Annotated in this window: 14 protein-coding genes; 11 read left to right on the top strand and 3 right to left on the bottom strand. The window is 59.2% G+C overall.

Annotated features, from left to right (window positions below; translation table 11 throughout):
* Nucleotides 1-3 precede the first annotated feature (3 nt).
* Complete coding sequence (locus AT699_RS29965) at nt 4-573, bottom strand: SRPBCC family protein (protein ID WP_006389695.1); 570 nt, start codon at nt 571-573, stop codon at nt 4-6.
* Nucleotides 574-871: 298 nt separating this feature from the next.
* Between AT699_RS29965 and AT699_RS29960 the strand changes: the two genes are divergently transcribed.
* From AT699_RS29960 to AT699_RS29920, 9 genes are all read left to right on the top strand, one after another.
* The gene (locus AT699_RS29960) at nt 872-1,849 is read left to right on the top strand and encodes an NAD-dependent epimerase/dehydratase family protein (RefSeq protein WP_006389696.1); all 978 of its coding nucleotides are present in this window, start codon (nt 872-874) and stop codon (nt 1,847-1,849) included.
* Between the two features lie 2 nt (nt 1,850-1,851).
* Nucleotides 1,852-3,729 carry an asparagine synthase (glutamine-hydrolyzing) gene (gene asnB, locus AT699_RS29955; RefSeq protein ID WP_006389697.1) on the top strand — a complete coding sequence of 626 codons (1,878 nt, stop codon included), beginning with the start codon at nt 1,852-1,854 and terminating at the stop codon, nt 3,727-3,729.
* A 2-nt stretch (nt 3,730-3,731) separates the two neighbouring features.
* Nucleotides 3,732-4,571 carry an ABC transporter permease gene (locus tag AT699_RS29950; RefSeq protein WP_006389698.1) on the top strand — a complete coding sequence of 280 codons (840 nt, stop codon included), beginning with the start codon at nt 3,732-3,734 and terminating at the stop codon, nt 4,569-4,571.
* A complete protein-coding gene (locus tag AT699_RS29945) occupies nt 4,568-5,902 on the top strand; it encodes an ABC transporter ATP-binding protein (protein ID WP_006389699.1) in 1,335 nt (444 codons plus the stop codon). The genes AT699_RS29950 and AT699_RS29945 overlap by 4 nt, the downstream gene beginning before the upstream one ends.
* Nucleotides 5,899-6,759, top strand: a complete 861-nt coding sequence (locus AT699_RS29940; RefSeq protein ID WP_058207541.1) for a class I SAM-dependent methyltransferase — start codon at nt 5,899-5,901, stop codon at nt 6,757-6,759. The genes AT699_RS29945 and AT699_RS29940 overlap by 4 nt, the downstream gene beginning before the upstream one ends.
* On the top strand, nt 6,756-7,991 hold the full coding sequence (locus AT699_RS29935; protein WP_054499598.1) for a lipid II:glycine glycyltransferase FemX: 1,236 nt from the start codon (nt 6,756-6,758) through the stop codon (nt 7,989-7,991). Before AT699_RS29940 ends, AT699_RS29935 begins: the two co-directional genes overlap by 4 nt.
* Nucleotides 7,988-9,391 carry a polysaccharide deacetylase family protein gene (locus AT699_RS29930; RefSeq protein WP_054443623.1) on the top strand — a complete coding sequence of 468 codons (1,404 nt, stop codon included), beginning with the start codon at nt 7,988-7,990 and terminating at the stop codon, nt 9,389-9,391. The genes AT699_RS29935 and AT699_RS29930 overlap by 4 nt, the downstream gene beginning before the upstream one ends.
* A 136-nt stretch (nt 9,392-9,527) precedes the next feature.
* On the top strand, nt 9,528-10,904 hold the full coding sequence (locus AT699_RS29925) for a glycosyltransferase (RefSeq protein WP_054499597.1): 1,377 nt from the start codon (nt 9,528-9,530) through the stop codon (nt 10,902-10,904).
* 103 nt (nt 10,905-11,007) lie between these two features.
* Entirely contained in the window at nt 11,008-11,979 is a 972-nt protein-coding gene (locus AT699_RS29920) for a class I SAM-dependent methyltransferase (protein WP_050807772.1), read from the top strand.
* A 46-nt stretch (nt 11,980-12,025) separates the two neighbouring features.
* Here the strand turns inward: AT699_RS29920 and AT699_RS29915 are convergent, their stop codons facing one another.
* Entirely contained in the window at nt 12,026-13,627 is a 1,602-nt protein-coding gene (locus AT699_RS29915) for an FAD/NAD(P)-binding protein (RefSeq protein ID WP_081247833.1), read from the bottom strand.
* Nucleotides 13,628-14,119: 492 nt separating this feature from the next.
* Here AT699_RS29915 and cysD point away from each other — a divergent pair, with 492 nt between their 5' ends.
* Both cysD and cysN read left to right on the top strand, forming a co-directional pair.
* Nucleotides 14,120-15,013 (top strand): sulfate adenylyltransferase subunit CysD, encoded by an 894-nt coding sequence (gene cysD, locus AT699_RS32355; RefSeq protein WP_024070744.1) that lies wholly within the window; start codon nt 14,120-14,122, stop codon nt 15,011-15,013.
* A gap of 50 nt (nt 15,014-15,063) precedes the next feature.
* Nucleotides 15,064-16,941, top strand: a complete 1,878-nt coding sequence (gene cysN, locus AT699_RS29905; protein ID WP_006389707.1) for a sulfate adenylyltransferase subunit CysN — start codon at nt 15,064-15,066, stop codon at nt 16,939-16,941.
* Nucleotides 16,942-16,945: 4 nt separating this feature from the next.
* On the opposite strand, the gene AT699_RS29900 is transcribed toward cysN, so the two are convergent.
* A complete protein-coding gene (locus AT699_RS29900) occupies nt 16,946-17,947 on the bottom strand; it encodes a sulfotransferase (protein ID WP_006389708.1) in 1,002 nt (333 codons plus the stop codon).
* Nucleotides 17,948-17,952 lie beyond the last annotated feature (5 nt).

Here is a 17,952-nt window from a genome sequence, read left to right as displayed (position 1 = left end):
TTTTTACTTATAGAACGCGTGATAGCTCCAGAACACGGCAATCACCAGCACCACCAGCGCCCAGGACCAGCGGGAGTTCGACAGGCCGCGCGGCTCGGGCTCGGGCGGCGGCGGGGGCGGCGCCAGCCGCGGCTGGGCCGCCATGTAGTCGATGAAGGCGGTGAAGAATTTCTCGATGATCTTTTCGCCGGCCTTCAGGATGAGGCCTTCGCCGCATTCGGCCAGTTTGCCGCCTGTCATGCCGGCGACCGTGTAGGCGACCCGCGTGCCTTCGTCTTTGGTCGACAAGTTGACCTGTGCGGTGCCGATGGCCAGGCAGGCGGCGCGGCCCTTGCCTTCGAACACCAAGGTGCAACTGTTGGGCGGATCGACGTCCGAGAGCAGGATCTCGCCTTCGTAGTCGGTATCCAGGCCGGCGACCTTGGCCCGCAGCGTGACGGCGTACTCGGTGGGACTGCGCTGGGTGACTTCGACGCAGCCGGGGATGCAACGCTGCAGCACGGCGGGATCGGTCAACGCATCCCAAGTCTGGTGCTGGGTTGAAGGAATCCACTGGGCATCTGCAATGCGCATGGTTGTCTCCTTTTGTCGGAATCCTTGTCCTTATTGTGGTTCCAAACCCTTTGATTGGCTACTGCTGAATTCCGATAAGCCCGATTCGTGGCAAATTTGTGAATAAATGATATTGATAATTAATTGAGGTTACGGGGGGCCCCGTTCATTGCATCGGCGCGATCTCGCCTGGCATCCGGTCCTGATCACGCGTGAATGGGGGCGAGAAATGGGGCCAATTAGGGCGTTGCCATTCTTAGGGAACGACCGTCAATCTGGATACAATGCGACTTTCGCTCAGAAAGAAAAGGGCATTCTCATGAAGCTTGCTGGTTCTAAGATTCTCGTCATCGGCGGTGCCGGTTTTATTGGCAGTTTTGTCGTCGCTGAACTCCTTAAGCACAATGTGGCTGAAGTCGTCATTTACGACAACTTCGCACGCGGGAAACACAGCAATATTGCTGAGTATCTCAAGGACCCCCGTTGCCGCATGTACCCCAACGGCGGCGACATTCGGGATATCGACCTGCTCAACGACGCCATGTATGGCATGGACGGCGTGGTTCACCTGGCCGCGATGTGGTTGCTGCACTGCAAGGACTTCCCGCGCACCGCGTTCCACGTGAACATCGAAGGCACCTTCAACGTGCTGGAAGCTTGTGTTCGCAACAACATCAAGCGCCTGGTCTACTCGTCGTCGGCTTCGGTGTACGGCGACGCCGTCGAGGTGCCGATGACCGAGGCTCATCCTTTCAACAACCGCAACTTCTACGGGGCCAGCAAGATTGCCGGTGAAGCCATGTGCCACGCGTTCCACGACCGCTATGGCCTGAGCTACGTTGGCTTGCGCTACATGAACGTGTACGGCCCGCACCAGGACCAGACCGCCGCGTACACGGGCGTGATTCCCATCATGCTCAACAAGATCGACGCCAACGAAGCGCCCGTGATCAACGGCGACGGCACGCAGGCGTATGACTTCATCTCGGTGGAAGACGTGGCCCGCTGCAACGTCCTGGCACTGGAGTCGGAAGCAACCGATGAGTTCTACAACGTCGGCACCGGCGTCCAGACCAGCATCAAGGAATTGTGCGACACGATTCTGGACATGAAGCAGTCCGACCTGAAGGTGGAATACCGTCCCTACAGCGCCGACGATGCGCGTCGCATGGTGCAGAACCGCATCGGCTGCCCGAAGAAGGCCGAGCAGGATTTGGGCTTCAAGTACAAGTTCGAACTGCGTGAAGGCCTGCAATCGCTGATCGACTGGCGTCAAAAGCACGGGGGCGAAGCTTAATCGTGTGTGGAATCGCCGGGTTTTTGAATCTTGACGGCGCCCCCGCGGCACCGGAACTCGTCAAGCGGATGACCGATGCCATTGCGCACAGAGGTCCGGATGGCGAGGGTTGTTGGACCGAGGGCCCCGTTGGATTGGGACACCGGCGATTGGCGATCATCGATTTGTCGCCGAGTGGACATCAGCCCATGCGCTCGGGAGATGGCCGCTATTCGCTCACTTATAACGGTGAGCTGTACAACTATCGAGAGCTGCGTGAGGAGCTCGAGGCGAAGGGGTATCGCTTCGGCTCCACCAGCGATACCGAGGTCGTGCTCTATGCCCTGGCGGCATGGGGCAAGGCCGCGCTGACGCGCTTCAACGGCATGTTCGCATTCGCCCTCTGGGATGGGCGTGAACGCCGCATGCTCCTGGCGCGCGATCGCTACGGCATCAAGCCGTTGTATTACTCCAAGGCCGAACAGTCGTTTCTGTTCGGCTCCGAAGCCAAGGCCATTCTTGCGCATCCAGCGTTGCGCGCGAAAATGAACCTGCCTGGCTTGCTGGAGTACTTCACCTTTCAGAATTTCTTCACCGACCAGACACTGTTTGAAGGCGTATCGATCCTGCCGGCGGGTTGCTCGGTGGAAGTCGATGCCGTCAAGGGTGTCGGGGCGATCGAACGTTACTGGGACTACTGCTTCCAGGAGCCGGAGAATCCCAAGTCGGATGCCGAGTACATGGAGGAACTGGACTTCCTCTTTCAACGGGCAGTCAAGCGCCAGTTGGTCTCGGATGTCGATGTGGGCGCCTATCTGTCGGGCGGCATGGATTCGGGCTCGATTACCGCGTTGGCCGCAAAACAGGTGCCGTATATGCGGACGTTCACCTGCGGCTTCGACATGACTTCGGCCTCAGGCGTCGAATTGAACTTCGACGAACGGCAGGCCGCGGAACGCATGTCCTACCTGTTCAAGACCGAGCATTATGAAATGGTGCTCAAGGCGGGGGACATGGAACGCATCATGCCGGCCATGGCTTGGCATCTCGAAGAACCCCGGGTCGGCCAAAGCTATCCCAATTATTACGCGGCCAAGCTGGCCAGCAAGTTCAACAAGGTCGTGCTGGCTGGCACAGGGGGTGATGAGATTTTCGGCGGCTATCCGTGGCGTTATTACCGCGCAGTGGTCAACGATGATTTCGAGCATTACATCGACAAATACTACGCCTATTGGCAGCGCCTGATTCCGAACACGCAGATTCGCGAAGTGTTTGCCCCGGTCTGGGGGGATGTCAAGCAGGTCTGGACGCGGGATATTTTCCGTGACGTGTTTGCCTCGCATGCCAGTACGCTGACCCGACCGGAAGACTACGTCAACCACTCGCTGTATATGGAGGCCAAGACTTTCCTGCACGGTCTGCTGGTGGTCGAGGACAAGCTCTCCATGGCGCACGGCCTGGAATCGCGCGTGCCGTTCCTTGATAACGACCTGGTCGACTTTGCCATGAAGTTGCCGACCCGCCTGAAGCTGGGACATCTGGAAGATGTGGTGCAGCTCAACGAAAACGAGCCGGGCAGCAAAACCGCGCGCTACTTTCAGAAAACGCGCGATGGCAAACTGCTACTGCGCAAGATGATGGCCCGGCACGTGCCACAGGATATCGTCGAACGCGAGAAGCAGGGTTTTTCAGCGCCGGACGCCAGCTGGTTCAAGGGCGAGAGCATGGACTATGTGCGTCGACAGCTCTTTTCCAGCAATGCGCGTATTTATGATTTTCTCGATCGTGGCACGGTGCAGAAGCTGGTGGATCAGCATTTGAACGGTGAGCAAAATCGCCGTTTGTTGATCTGGTCGTTGTTGAACGTCGAGAGTTTCTGTCAAGCTTATCTGGGCAAATAGCAATGCTGCTTACCGCACTGAATCCGGTCGCCAATTACAAGGCGGTGCGGCGGATCGTGGCGCTGTATGTCAAACAACGCCACCTGTTGATCGAGATGGTGAAGCGGGATATTCTGGACCCTCATGCAGGCCATGTGCTGGGCGGAGTCTGGACGTTCCTCCATCCGCTGTTCATGATGGGCGTCTACATGTTCCTGTTCGGCGTCGTCATGAAGGCGCGCGTCAACCAGTCGCATGAAATGCCGCTGGATTATTCCGCATACATTCTCAGCGGCATGGTCCCCTGGCTCGCCATCCAGCTCGCCATGGCGAAATCGGCGTCGGCGATCATCTCGAATGCGAATCTGGTCAAACAGACCATTTTCCCCATCGAAGTCCTGCCGGCGCGTGCGGTAATCGCTGCCATGGTGCCGCAGGCCATCTCGCTTGGGGTGCTGATCATCTATGTGCTGGCCACGCACGGCAGCCTGTTCTGGACCTATCTGCTGTTGCTGCCATTGCTGTTCATGCATCTGGCGCTGATGCTCGGCATCGCTTTCGTGCTGTCCGCAGTTTCGGTGATCGTGCGGGACATGAAAGAGTTCGTGCAGGTCTTTTCACTGGTCGGTATCTTTCTCGTTCCCGTCGTGTTTCTTCCGGATTGGGTGCCGTCGGTATTCAAACCGGTTATTTACGCCAATCCGTTCAGCTACTTGATCTGGTGCTACCAGGACGTGCTGTATTTCGGTCGAATAGCCCATCCGCTGGCCTGGGCGGTCACGTTCGTATTCGCCATTGTGTCGTTGGCCATGGGCAGCCGGTTGTTCGCTCGCTTCAAGGGCTTTTTCGGAGATGCGCTATGAGCACCGATATCGCCATCAGCGTCCGCAACCTGTCCAAGTGCTACCGGATCTACAGCAGTCCGGCGAACATGGTGCGTGAGATGCTTACCGGCAAGCCGCGTCATGCCGAGAAATGGGCGTTGCGCGATGTGTCGTTCGATGTGGCGCGCGGCGAAGTCCTTGGCATCATCGGATCGAATGGCGCGGGCAAAAGCACGTTGTTGAAGATCTTGACCGGGACGCTCGAGCATACCGGAGGCGAGGTACACATCAATGGCAAGGTGTCCGCCATTCTTGAACTGGGCACCGGCTTCAATCCGCAGTATTCGGGCCGTGAGAACGTCATCATGGGCGCGATGTGCATGGGAATGACGCTGCAGGAGATCCAGGCCAAAATGGATTGGGTCATCGATTTCAGCGAGTTGGGCGACGTGATCGACCAGCCGTTTCACACTTATTCGAGCGGTATGCAGGCGCGGTTGACGTTTTCGACGGCGATCTGCGTTGACCCGGATCTGCTTATCGTGGACGAGGCCCTTGCCGCCGGCGACGCCAGCTTCGTGCACAAATGCATGCGGCGCATGCGCGAGATTTGCGCCAGCGGGTCCACGGTGCTGTTCGTCAGCCACTCCGAAGCGACGGTCATGGAATTGTGCGACCGCGCGATCTGGATCGATGGTGGCAGGGTACGCATCGACGGGCCAGCCGAGCCGGTCTGCAAAGCTTATTCCCAAAGCGTGTGGGAAGTGGTGGACGAGCGCAACCGCCGTGAATCGTCGGCGGCGTTCGACCGCGTGAAAGAAACCGTGGAAGCGAATGGCAAGTACGAGCTTGCCGGCCAGGATGTCCGCATTACGGGCGTGCGCTTGCTGAATGCGGCAGGTGAAGAAGCAACGGTATTCACCGCCGGCAATCCGCTCACGCTAGCGATCGATTGGGAGGGCAGGACGGATCACCCGCAGGTCTATTGCAATTTCCGCATCGACGGCGAGACCACTCAGGCCGTGTCGGGTTATGACGCCGCCGATTTCAAGGTATTCATCAATAACGGTCAGCCCTTGAGGGGGCGGGGAACCGTGCATTACCGTATCGAGAGCCTGGATCTTGGCCTCGGGCGCTATTACCTCAGTGTCGGCTTGCGGTTCTACATGATCCCCAAGAACAAGACCGATGTATTGCATTATGTCGAGAAGGCTGCGATTTTTTCTGTCAAGCGCAAGGTGCTTTGGAATCAGAGTTTTCTGTATGAACCGACGGTTCATGCGACGTTTACATACGTCGAAGACACGGATACAGGCGGTGGATCGGCACTCAATGTGCATGCCGGGATAGATGATAGGGATACGAAATGAACTGGAAGGATGAGGCTCGGCAGTTTTTTTCCCACCGCGCCAAGGTCGTGGGTGAGCGGCCGGCCCTGCACGATCTTTGCTACGTGAGCGGGCGGGATCCCCGCGTGTGGGCCGATCAGTCGCGCTACGACGACATGATGGACAGTATTGTGCGCACTATCGGCGCCAACGCGTCCTCGCGGGTGCTGGAGGTCGGTTGTGCCGCGGGTTTCATTGCCTGCGGCGTCGCGCCCAAGATCGGCCAATATGTTGGTGTCGATGTAGCGGAAGGTGCAATCGAATGCGCTAGCAGCTTGAATCTGCCCAACGCGACCTTCCGGGTGGGCGATGGCGGTGCATTGCCTTTCGATAGTGGGGCGTTCGACAGTGTGTACTGTTATGACGTCCTGACCAACTTTCCGACGTTCGACAGCGTGAAAGGCCTGGTCCAAGATATGGTCAGAGTGGTGCGCCCCGGCGGCAAGGTTCTGTTGGGCTCCATTCCCGATGCCAGCAATGTCGATGCGTTTCTCGACGCCGTTGCACGATTTCAAGCTGAGCTTGCCCAACAAGCTCCGGCGACCGAGCCAGCTGTGACGCCTGTTTCCTCCGCTGCGAAGCCTGCCGTTCCGACATTATGGACGAAGGTGTGCGCAATTTTCGGAGGCGGACCCAAGACGGTGGCTTCTTCGGAACCAGCCCCGGCTCCTGCGTCTGTTCCGAGCGACCAAGGCGGTATTACCTGTTTCTATTTCGCGAAACAGGATTTCGAGTCCTTCGCCAAGGAGCTGGGTGTGGATTGCGTCATTGAAGAAGTGCATCTTCGCCATCCTTTCTACGGCTATCGCTATAACGTCGTGTTGACGAAACCGGCATGAGGCTGGTCGCATATCGCGATATCCCAAGTCATGACTGGGACGCTGTGTGTGATGCCTCCGGGCAGGCCTGGTTGTTTCATCGTAGCGACTGGATAGCCATCGAAGAGCGCTATTTCTCTGGGGAGAATCTCTCCGTCGGTTTTGAAAGCAAGGGCCGGCTGGTTGCGGTGCTGCCGCTCTATTTTTCAGATACCAGCAACGGTGCTGCCCAGGAAAACCTGCTCCATTCAGGCATACACCGGCACGCCGGTCTAGCGTGCGTGCCTGGACTAGATGCTGCCAGCCTAGCCGCTCTCAAGGCGCTGATGCGCAATTATATGTTTGAGCAGGCAGTGGCCAGGCAATGCCACCGGATTCAGCTTGCTTTCCAGAGCCTGGCGCCGGAAAGTCTGGATGGCGCACGCGGCCTGGAGGTTCCGTTCTGGGTGAGCGATTGGGGCTTTTTCCATGGTCTGGCTTTTGGCCCAGGAGGGATGTATCCGGCCCCCGCAATGAGCACGGTTGCCTGCGATCAGGTAGTCATGCTGGATGACGGCGACGAAGATGCCCTGTTCTCACGCCTGGCCGAAGCGTGCCGCCGCAATGTGCGAAAGGCACTCAAGTCGGGTGTCGAGATTCAGCGTGTGCAGGAGCCCGACGCGATCAATCTCTATTACGAGATGGCCAAGGTTTCGTCGCAGCGCACGGGCGAGTCCCTGGCGCCACTGTCGTACTACCGCGATATCTGGAATGCGCTGCATCCGTCGAATCGTTGCTGGCTGTTGGCGGCTTTGCACGATGGTGAAGCCGTCGCGATGTTGTTGGCCCTGATCGACAAGGGAGGCGCCAGTTATCTCGCAGGCGTGTCCACCGCCAGAGGCCTGGATCTTCGCGCGAACGACATGGTGCACTGGGGCTTGATCCGGACACTGAAGCGGGAAGGGCTGCGTTGTTATCGCCTGGGACCGGCGTTCCCGGGACTCCCCGATGATTGGCCGATCGTCCGCGTGTCGCGGTTCAAGACAAAATTCGGCGCGCGTTTTGTGCCATTGACGACGGGCAGCTATTTTCTGAAGCCCGGGCACTATCGAGAACGTGCGATTGAACTCGTCCGCTTGTTGTCCGCATCGTCGGAAGTGGAAAGGGAGTCCGCGGTCGTGGCGCCGGAGGTAGCCGAATCGTCGGCGGCGCGAAGCCGGGGGCTGCTGCGCAGGGCATGCCGCTATGCGATTGGCTTACTGGGTAGAAGATGAATTCCATCAACAGCACATATTTGGCGCGTGATGTCATCGCGCATCATCTTCGTTTGTTTGGCATCCGTGGCGCCCAGGCGCCCCGTATCCTGGTGGCGCCGCATGCCGAGGAACTGGCGCAGCTCGATCCTGACGGGGTGCTTGTCATTGTGCAGCCGCAGGAGAGCGCCTGTGCCGTGCTAGGCGTGCACCGGAAGATCGTGACAGGTATTGTGCCGCGGGTTTTTGTTGGATATCAAGGATTGCCCGCTGCAGCCCGGCTGCGTTCACTCCATGATTTTCATGCCTATGAGGCGGCCGGTGATGTGTTGCTGAGCGATGCGCAACATGGTCCTGTCTGGCTCGTGCTTCGGCATGGCCGGTCAACGGTGATTCTGGTCGGTACGGAATTGGCGGCCGACCTGATCCGGTATCGGCAGGGCGATCCGGCGCAAGTGATGGGGGACCGCGGTGGCGATCTATGGGGCATCGCGGGGGAGCGCCCGGTCTATCTCTATGCCGCGCAGCGCGAGGGCGAAGATGACCATTGCCGGCACGCAGATTATTGGGCGCTCTTGTTGGCGACTGCGCTGGAGCGCCACACTCAACTCGTGCGTGAACCGATGTTTCCCTGCAATGCGCCTGGCGCCGTTGTGGTCACCGGTGACGACGACCAGGCATTTCTCGACAAGTATGCGGAACAGCAACGGGTGCTGGGCGATACGCCAATCACCTATTTGCTACATCCCCTGACCAAGCACACCCGCAAGACGCTGCGACAGATGCGGCGCGCGAATCCGCGCGTCGACCTGGGTATTCATCCTGATGCGTTGGAAACGCCGGACGAATATGGCGACAGGCTGCAAGAGCAGGTTGAGTGGTATCGCGGCCTTGTTGGCGAGCAGCCGGAGTCAGTGCGCAATCATGGTTTCCTGAATGATGGCTATTGGGGACATTTGCCCTCCTGGGAGCGGGAGGGCATTGTCTTCAGTTCCAATTTGCCCGGCGTCGGCGGCACCGTCCTGAATGGGTCGCTTTTGCCGGCGCGCATGGCCATGCCTGAGGGGCTGACCGGGCACTGGTCGCTTCTGACGACATTCGGCGACGGGATGTGCTCGATCTACGGCTGGTCCCAAGAAGAGGCCAGGCAGCGCATATTGAAATACGGGCAGGCTGTGCGCGATAGCGGCTTGCCGGGAATCCTGGTTTTCAATCTACATCCTCAGAACATCAGCGAGATGCCGGGCCTGCACCAGGCAGTGCATGACCTAATCGCCGAAGGGTTCCTGGCATGGAACATGCGAGATTGCCTGGACTGGGCATTGGCCGCTGATGGTCAGGCCCCGCGCCGGCGGGCGCGCCAAGGAGGTCTCTCGCGGTTGCTGGCCGGACTGAAATTCTGGGAAGCCAGGGGTAAATAGGTTTGGGATGTCTATAAAGAAATTGCTCGCGATATTTAAGCGGCAGCGGCCCGCCCCCGCGTTCCGGGAGGCTTGGCATAGCTGGGATCCGCATCCCTGGAAGCACCCTTGGCTGACATCGAGGAACCTGCGCAAGATGCGTGACTACAGCCACGAGTTTTTCGAACGCGAGATTCGGAAAACGGTTGGTATGGATTCGCGCAAGCTGAAGATCGGCTTCTGTGGCAATTTGGCGAACAATCTGTACCTTCGGGCACGTGCGCTTCGTCGAGAGGGACTCGATATCGATATTTTCCTCCATCCAGATGACAAATTTGTGATGGGGCAGCCAGCTTGGGAGGAGTTTGACGGCATCCTCGAAGGCCCGGCCACTGTCGAAGAGCTGGATGCTGCTGGCGTGTGCTTGGGAAAGGTACCCGGGGTGTATGCACGGTTGCCGGACGAAGCGGATACATCGCTTCCACTTCCTTTCCTGCGCGATTACGACAAAAGCCATTTCCTGCCTTACGTGGAGGGGCCATATCGGGCCACGCTGCGGGCGTTGCACGGCAAAGATGTGCTGTGGGGAGCGCAGTCGACTTATTTGTCATACTTGGCGAACCGGCCTTATGTCGTGTCCCAGACCGGGGGCGATATCTGGTTGGAAGCGGCGCGTGATGACATGCTGGGCCATCTGCAACGGTTGGCGTATGCCAATGCACGGGTGTTCGTGGTTTCCAATCCCTGGAGCTACGCGCATGCCCGCCGATACGGCTTCAGGAATCTTATCTACCTGCCCATGACGCTGGACCAGACGCAGTATCGTCCTGGCCATGGAGATTCCCGTCAGGGTTGGGAGGCGCGCAGTGGCGGCAACTTCTTCGTACTCACCACCTCGCGGCTGGACGAAAAGAATAAAGGCTCGTCCCTCGCGATTGAAGGTTTTGCCGAATTTGCGAAACACTGTCCGGGAGCCCGGCTCGTTGCTCCCAGCTGGGGCAATGACCGTGAGCTCGCGGAAGACGCCCTTGCCAAGTTGGGTATCGCTGATCGCATGGTCTGGTTGCCGCTGTCCGGCAAGGAGAAAGTACGGGATTACTTGCGCAGTGCCGATGTGTTCATAGACCAGTTTGTCCTGGGTTACTTCGGGGCGGCCGGGCTGGAGGCCATGGCGACGGGGCTTCCAGTAATCGGACGCACGGAAGTGGCCCAATATGAGGCGCTATGCGAAACGGGTGCGCCGCCGATCCTGCAGGCGATTAACGCCGAGGAGGTCGCGCAAGCGTTGCTCGGGCTGCAGTCCAATCCGGCCATGCGCAAGCAGGCCGGCGAAATTTCGCGAAAGTGGTTCTTGGAAAACCACGGGTCCGATCTGTGGTTTCCACAATACCAAGCGTTGCTCAACGCCACCGCCGCCAATCATCGGGTGAGCTGGCGGCGCTCTCCCTTGAATGCCCCTCTTGGCGGGGAGGAGCTCGAGTACCATCGCGCCGGACTCGCTACCGCACCGCCATTTCCCAACTATCAGTGGTAGCATCTGCCGTCGTGACAAGCACTTAGCCAGAACATATTTCCGTACGTTAAACGCCAATCGCGTTCGGCATTCCCAATGCCGAATCGAGCAGGAGAATGAGGAAATGGGTGGTCGCTGGACGCAGGGATTCAAATCAAGGATCGGACAAGCGATACGCCGCCGGCTGTATCGCGTCAGGGACCGCATCATGGGTCCGGACCCGGCAGTGGCGGCGGCAGTGCAAAGCGAGGTCCATACTCTGGAAGAGCGCCTCGCGGAACGACTCACCTATCTCCAGAACGAGATAAGCGAAGCGAGACAGTATCTTCGATTCCTATTGGGTGAATCCGAGCGGTATCACCAATGGATGAGCCAGACCCGGGCCAGTTTCAATACGCAATGGGATATCCTGCCTGAGGGAGCCCATCTGGTCACCGATGAAGCTTTTGTGACCAATGCCAGCCAGTTGATCGAAACCTACACGCAGCTGCCGGCTGCATGGTTCAAGGGTAAATCGATCCTGGATGCGGGTTGCGGCAATGGCCGATGGGCTTATGCATTTTCCAGACTGGGGGCCAACGTCATGGCCGTAGACCAGTCGGAACATGGGCTGCAGAACGTGCGGCGCCTGTGCGAAGAATTCCCAGGTTTTCGCCATCAGGCGGTGAATCTGCTGGAACCCCTTCCGTTCGATGACCAGTTCGATCTGGTGTGGTCATACGGCGTTTTGCACCACACCGGAGACACCAAGCGGGCCTTCGACAATATCGTTCCCGCCGTGAAGTCCGACGGCTCGATGTTCCTTATGCTCTACGGCGAGCCATTTCGGCCCGGAGAATACGGCGAGATCAACACGTACGTGCAACATCGTCGCGCTACGGTTGCGATGACCTTTTCCGAAAAGGTGGATTACCTGAAAGGTATCTACCCAGCGGAGTTGGTACACGGATACTTCGACGCGATCAGTCCCGCCATCAACGATTTATATCGGTATGACGAAATCCTCGACTGGTTGAACCTGTGCGGTTTTTCCCGTGTAACCCGTACGTTGGACAATCGCAATCTGCATATCATGGCGCATCGGAAACAGGTCTGACACGACTGGAGCGGTGCATTTTTCGCAGGTTCCGTCAGCGCCCGGGCTAGTGAGGGGCGGGGAGGCGTTCCAGTTGCTTCAGCAAGGTGGCGGCCAACGCCATCGCCTGCATGCGGAGCTCGGGCACCGCGGTGGTCTCCCACAGCCGCCCTTTCGTGGGGGGGCCGATTGTGAACAATGCGGGTGAAGCTTGCCCGGTGGCATCGATCAGGGCGCCCGAGGCGTTCGTGGCAAGGCCAAAGCCGACGGGATTGGTTTGTACCCGGCCTTCCGCGAACAACTGTCGGAGCAGGGGGACATCAAGCTTCTGGAGATCGGGTTCGGGGCCTGTGCAATAGACAATCCGATCGACCTCCAGCTGCCGGGGCGGCAGGCCACAGCCCCGGAGCGTGGCAGTGACTCCGCCCGTAGCGCTGACCTCGTATCCCGTCACGCGTGCGCGGTGCAGGAGGATCGATCCGTCCGTCATCGCAGCGCGAAAGATGTCATCGATCGGCGCGGCGGTTCGATGCCGATGGTTATCCCAGTAGGGCCGGACATGCCGCATGAATGTCCTTCGATCGGACAGGGAGAGGGACAGCCAAAGGCGGGCACTGTGTGGCCGCATCGCGTCGATGACGCTGCGCCAGTCGCCACCCTTATCCATTTGGGTGGCGATACGCTGACGAACTTCGCGCACGAGCGCGCGCAGATTACCGCCTTTCAATGCGTCATGGTCCAGCACGGCGGTCTGTCCGTAAGCGCGATGGCGCTGCGGAGTCAGGCCGCGCCGTGAAACAATGTGAATTTTTCCGGCGTAGCGATTCGTGCGCAGCGCGACAACCAAATCCAATGTAGTCAGGCCGGAGCCAACCAACAGGCATTGTCGGGTCTTCAGCAGGGTTTCGAGTACGTCGGGCGCCCATGGGTTGCGGTGGCACACGGGAGGGTCGGCAGGGCGCATCTGGGCAAAATTGCCCAGGGCGAGCACACAGAGCTCGGTGTGCCACCACGCGCCGAGGCGCGTCCGAACATCGTAGCCTTCACCTGACGGCGTGACGGAGGTGACTTCGTCCGTCAGAATTTCAATGGCATGTCGGCCCTGGGCGGCGGTGATGGCATCGCGCAAGACCTGGGCCAGGTAGAGGCCATACCAGGCCCTGGGCAGAAAAGCCGTTGGAGAGATCTCTGGCACCCAGGGAGTTTCGGCGCGGCAGTTGGCCCGGGCCCAGTTGAGAAAATGGTCAGGCTCGTCTGGAAACGCGCTCATAGAGCCGGCAGGTACGTTGAGCAAATGGCAGGTCTGCGTGGTGTTGTAGGCTAGGCCCTTTGCAACTTGGTTTGCCGCTTGCTCGATCAGGCGAATGTGCAGCGGTATGGGGGCACCGCGTAGCAGGTGCACCGCCGTCAATGAGCCGCTGAAGCCGGCCCCTACAATCGTGATTTGCTTCATGGTAAAGGGGGTGCCGCTTTGCGAGGCGAAGATGTGATGGTCGCAATTTGCAAATTTCTTGGATATTCTACGCGAAATATAAAGATCAAGCGGTTGTTTTGGTAAGATAGAGAAAAATTTCGCATATTGCGACAGGATTGGCGGAAAATGGTGACAGACAATTTGATGGGCCTGGATGCGATCCAGGTCTGGGACACCGACCAGGCATTCCATCATTTGAAGGGGCAAGGACAAGCGGCCACCAAGCGCACGGCCGAACGTCGGCTGCATGAACTGGGAATCCTGCCGCCTGCCCTGACCGTCGAAGCCCTGCGGAGCGACGGTGGGGAGCCGCCCCTGCCCCAGGTGTTGGCACAAGAACTGGAGCGTGCTCGCGCCAAGCGCAAGTTGGTCCTGTTCGCCCAATTGTCGAACTTGCCGAATCAGCGAGCCTGCTTGCATGCCAACGACGCGCGCGGCGCGCACTATTGGGTGCCACTGGAGGCTATCGGCAAGCCGAGCCAGGCCGACGTGGACGACGGCTTGCACCGTCTTGGCCTGTATGTCGGCAAGCCCGTTGTCGTCTTTCCGCACGGATGGTTGTTGCCCTATTGCCGGGCATTCAGGCCCACTGGGCAGCTGGAAGTCAGCGTGCTGAGCTATCCGTCTCCGCTGATCTTGAGCGGACAGCGGGGACATGGCGGTCAGGCCGGGGAGCATCGGCAATCAATGCCGCATCTTGACCAACTCGAAGCCGAGAGCATTCATATCATCCGCGAAGCGTTTGCCGAGTCGGAGCACCCTGCGATGTTGTATTCAGTGGGCAAGGACAGCACGGTCATGCTGCACCTTGCCCGCAAGGCGTTCTATCCCGCGCCGCCACCCTTTCCGCTGCTGCACGTCGATACCCGCTGGAAGTTCCGGGAGATGTACCAGTTCCGCGACCACATGGCGCGCGAGAGTGGCATTGAGCTGCTCGTCCATACCAACCCTGAAGCCATCGCGAAGGACATCAATCCTTTTGACCACGGGTCGGCGCTGCATACGGACATCACCAAGACCGAAGGCCTGAAGCAGGCGTTGGACAAATTCCAGTTCGATATGGTGTTTGGAGGCGCCCGCCGAGACGAAGAGAAGTCGCGCGCAAAAGAACGAATTTTCTCGTTCCGCACGCAGACGCATCAGTGGGATCCGAAGAACCAGCGGCCCGAACTCTGGAATCTCTACAATGCGCGCAAACGCAAGGGTGAGAGCATCCGCGTATTTCCTCTATCGAACTGGACCGAACTGGATATCTGGCAGTACATCTACCGCGAGAACATCCCGGTGGTGCCGCTGTACTTTGCCAAGGAACGTCCGGTGGTCGTGCGCAATGGCATGCTGCTGATGGTTGATGATGCCCGCATGAAGCTGTTGCCCGGCGAAGTCGTGGAGAAGCGCAAAGTACGTTTTCGCACCCTCGGCTGCTATCCGTTGACGGGTGCGATCGAATCCGATGCAGAATCGCTGTCCGAGATCATCCTTGAGTTGATCGGCGCGCGCAGTTCGGAACGGCAGGGGCGGGCCATTGATGCCGACGCCTCGGCCAGCATGGAAAAGAAAAAGCAGGAAGGATATTTCTGATGCCCCGCAAAATACCATCTGCCCAAGCGTCGCGCGCTCCCGCAGTGACCATGGAGGAGTTCCTGGCGTCGCAGCAAAACCAGGACACGCTCAGATTCATTACCTGCGGCAGCGTCGACGATGGCAAGAGTACCCTAATCGGACGGTTGCTCTGGGACTCCCAGCAATTGTTCGACGACCAGTTGGCGACGCTCAGGAGCGAGTCGCTCAAGTATGGCACGCAAGGCGAGGGCATCGACTTTGCGTTACTGGTCGACGGCCTAGCGGCAGAGCGGGAGCAGGGCATCACCATCGATGTCGCCTATCGGTATTTCGCGACCCGGCAGCGCAAGTTCATCGTCGCAGACACCCCGGGGCACGAGCAGTACACCCGGAATATGGTGACGGGAGCCTCGACAGCCGATGTGGCCATCTTGCTGGTCGATGCGCGTCAGGGCGTGCTTACACAGACGCAGCGGCACAGCTATCTGGTGTCCCTCATGGGCATACGGCACGTGGTGTTGGCGGTGAACAAGATGGATCTGGTCGACTACGACCAATCGGTGTTTCAGCGCATTGTGGAGCGCTTCAAGGCATTTGCGGAACCGTTGGAGTTCGAACAGATCGTCGCCGTGCCGTTGTCCGCATTGAAGGGCGACAATGTCGCGCAACGGTCAGCGCAAATGTCTTGGTACGGGGGGCCGACACTGATCAGCTACCTGGAGACCGTCAAGGTGCGCCATGCGCAGTCCTCGCGCCTGGTGTTTCCCGTGCAGTGGGTGAACCGGCCCGACTCTGCATTCCGCGGGTTCTGCGGCACCGTGGCCGAAGGGGTCGTCAAGGTTGATGACGAGATCCGGGTGACCGCGTCGGGCCAGACCGCGAAGGTCGCGGAGATCGTCACGATGGACGCCTCATTGCCAATGGCACGGGCCGGGCAGGCGATTACATTGCGGTTGGATCGAGAAATCGACGCTTCCCGGGGCGATGTCATTGCGGCCGCGGACCAGCCGCTGGAGATGACAGATCAGTTTGAAGCGACGCTCGTCTGGATGGGCAATGAGGCGGGCCTGGTCGGGCGCAGCTATGACATCAAATTGGCTACTACGTGGACTACGGCGTCCATCACGGCGATCAAGTACCGCGTGGACGTCAATACGCTCACGCACGATGCCGCCAAAGCGCTGGACCTGAACGATATCTGCGTGGTGAATATCGCCACGAGCAAGCCACTGGTCTTTGATCAATACACGACCTCGAAAACACTGGGAAGCTTCATACTCGTCGATCGCTACACGCACGCGACCGTTGGCGCAGGAATCATCCGGCACACATTGCGCCGGGCGCAGAACGTGCATCGGCAGGCGCTATCCATTTCCCGTCAGGACCGTGAACGATTGAACGGCCATCGCGGGAAGGTGATTTGGTTTACCGGACTGTCCGGATCGGGCAAGTCCACACTCGCCAATGCACTGGAAATCGCGCTATTCGAAAGAGGCCGGAGGACTTATATATTGGACGGCGACAACGTCCGCCAGGGGCTGAACCGGGACCTGGGCTTCACCGAAGCCGATCGGGTCGAGAACATCCGGCGTATTGCTGAAGTGGCCAAGTTGATGATGGATGCGGGTCTGATTGTGTTGACCGCGTTCATTTCGCCCTTTCGCCAGGAACGGGATATGGCTCGTGAATTGATTGGAACGGACAACTTCATCGAGATCTATGTCAGCACGCCCCTGGAGGTGTGTGAGCAGCGCGACCCCAAAGGCTTGTACAAGAAGGCTCGTTCCGGGCAATTGCCGAATATGTCGGGCATCGGTAGCGCCTACGAGCCGCCAGTCGATCCTGACATATCGGTAAATAGTGTCGACACACGGCAGATCCATGCACTGACAGCGGATGTCCTGGCGTGGCTGGACAAGGAAGCCAGCGAATCAGGCGTGCCGTAGCGAATCAAGCCTGGCTTTCCACACGAACACGGAAGGCGGGATAGTCCTCGAGCGCTCGCTCCAGCAGACGCCATTCGGCGGCCTGCAATCGGCGCACATCCGTGCTTTCGAACGCTTCCGGGCAGGTGCGCTCCAGCTTCAGCCTGGCGCCGGCGCTCTCACATCGTTCCACGACCTCGGCGACGATCCGCCGAGGTTCGGCGCACAGGCGCTCGTAGGGAGCGTGAACAAGTCGATGTGGCGCGATCAGGCGCAGTTCGTCGTCCATCTCGCGCTGGATCTCGAGCGCCTGGAAGACGACCTGCTGCTGCGGGGAGTACTGGATGATGGTCTCATAGGTCGACGGACGCACGGACCACCATTGCCTTTCGTCGCCATAGCGCTCGCGCCGCGCCATCAGTATGGACTGCGCGATGAACAACGGATTGCGTCTGCAGACCACGAAGAGCGAGGTGGGCAGTGTGCGCGCAAGATAGGCGGCCTGCAGCGTGCACCAGGTATTGTTCTTGAAAACGAAAGGCAGGTGCCGGACGGCCTCCAAGGCTCCCAGGGACCGAAGCATGGCGGCGGCATCTATCTGCGCAAGTTCCGCCGGCGCGAGCCGATGGGTCGTCTGGCCGCGGTCGAACCAGGACGACCAGTAATAACCGAATTCGTGGGAATTGCTCCAGCCCTTGGTCACGCCGTGCGTGGAGGAGAAATCGATGCCGTCGTTCTCACGTATTTTCAACGCCTGTTCGATGATGGCGCCGACTGCGGGCGTCTGCCAGAATCGGGCCAGGAAGTTGCTGGCGTAGGCGAAACCGCCGGTCGCCGCGAGCATCTGGCCGGCGAGGGTCGTACCCGCACGGGGCGCGCCGATGACAAGGACGATGGGTTGCGCCGGCTGGGGGGCATGCTGCTCCAGGCTCGCCTGAGCGGGACGCAACAACTCGTTCATCTGGGCGATGCGTTGCTCATCGAGCGGGCGTTTGGCGTACTTCTCTGTGCGTTGCACGTCATCCATGTCTT

The organism is Achromobacter xylosoxidans, assembly GCF_001457475.1.
GTDB lineage: Bacteria > Pseudomonadota > Gammaproteobacteria > Burkholderiales > Burkholderiaceae_B > Achromobacter > Achromobacter xylosoxidans.
The sequence above is the reverse complement of the archived record's forward strand: the minus strand, read 5'-3'. Positions and strand labels throughout refer to the sequence as shown.

Bases quoted from the DNA above. Each gene is read 5' to 3' on its own strand.
- AT699_RS29965 (WP_006389695.1), bottom strand. From the start codon at position 573: ATGCGCATTGCAGATGCCCAGTGGATTCCTTCAACCCAGCACCAGACT.
- AT699_RS29960 (WP_006389696.1), top strand. From the start codon at position 872: ATGAAGCTTGCTGGTTCTAAGATTCTCGTCATCGGCGGTGCCGGTTTT.
- AT699_RS29950 (WP_006389698.1), top strand. From the start codon at position 3,732: ATGCTGCTTACCGCACTGAATCCGGTCGCCAATTACAAGGCGGTGCGG.
- AT699_RS29945 (WP_006389699.1), top strand. From the start codon at position 4,568: ATGAGCACCGATATCGCCATCAGCGTCCGCAACCTGTCCAAGTGCTAC.
- AT699_RS29940 (WP_058207541.1), top strand. From the start codon at position 5,899: ATGAACTGGAAGGATGAGGCTCGGCAGTTTTTTTCCCACCGCGCCAAG.
- AT699_RS29935 (WP_054499598.1), top strand. From the start codon at position 6,756: ATGAGGCTGGTCGCATATCGCGATATCCCAAGTCATGACTGGGACGCT.
- AT699_RS29930 (WP_054443623.1), top strand. From the start codon at position 7,988: ATGAATTCCATCAACAGCACATATTTGGCGCGTGATGTCATCGCGCAT.
- AT699_RS29925 (WP_054499597.1), top strand. From the start codon at position 9,528: ATGCGTGACTACAGCCACGAGTTTTTCGAACGCGAGATTCGGAAAACG.
- AT699_RS29920 (WP_050807772.1), top strand. From the start codon at position 11,008: ATGGGTGGTCGCTGGACGCAGGGATTCAAATCAAGGATCGGACAAGCG.
- AT699_RS29915 (WP_081247833.1), bottom strand. From the start codon at position 13,627: ATGATGGAATGCCTGGTCGGTGTCCCAGACCTGGATCGCATCCAGGCC.
- cysD (WP_024070744.1), top strand. From the start codon at position 14,120: ATGCCGCATCTTGACCAACTCGAAGCCGAGAGCATTCATATCATCCGC.
- cysN (WP_006389707.1), top strand. From the start codon at position 15,064: ATGGAGGAGTTCCTGGCGTCGCAGCAAAACCAGGACACGCTCAGATTC.
- AT699_RS29900 (WP_006389708.1), bottom strand. From the start codon at position 17,947: ATGGATGACGTGCAACGCACAGAGAAGTACGCCAAACGCCCGCTCGAT.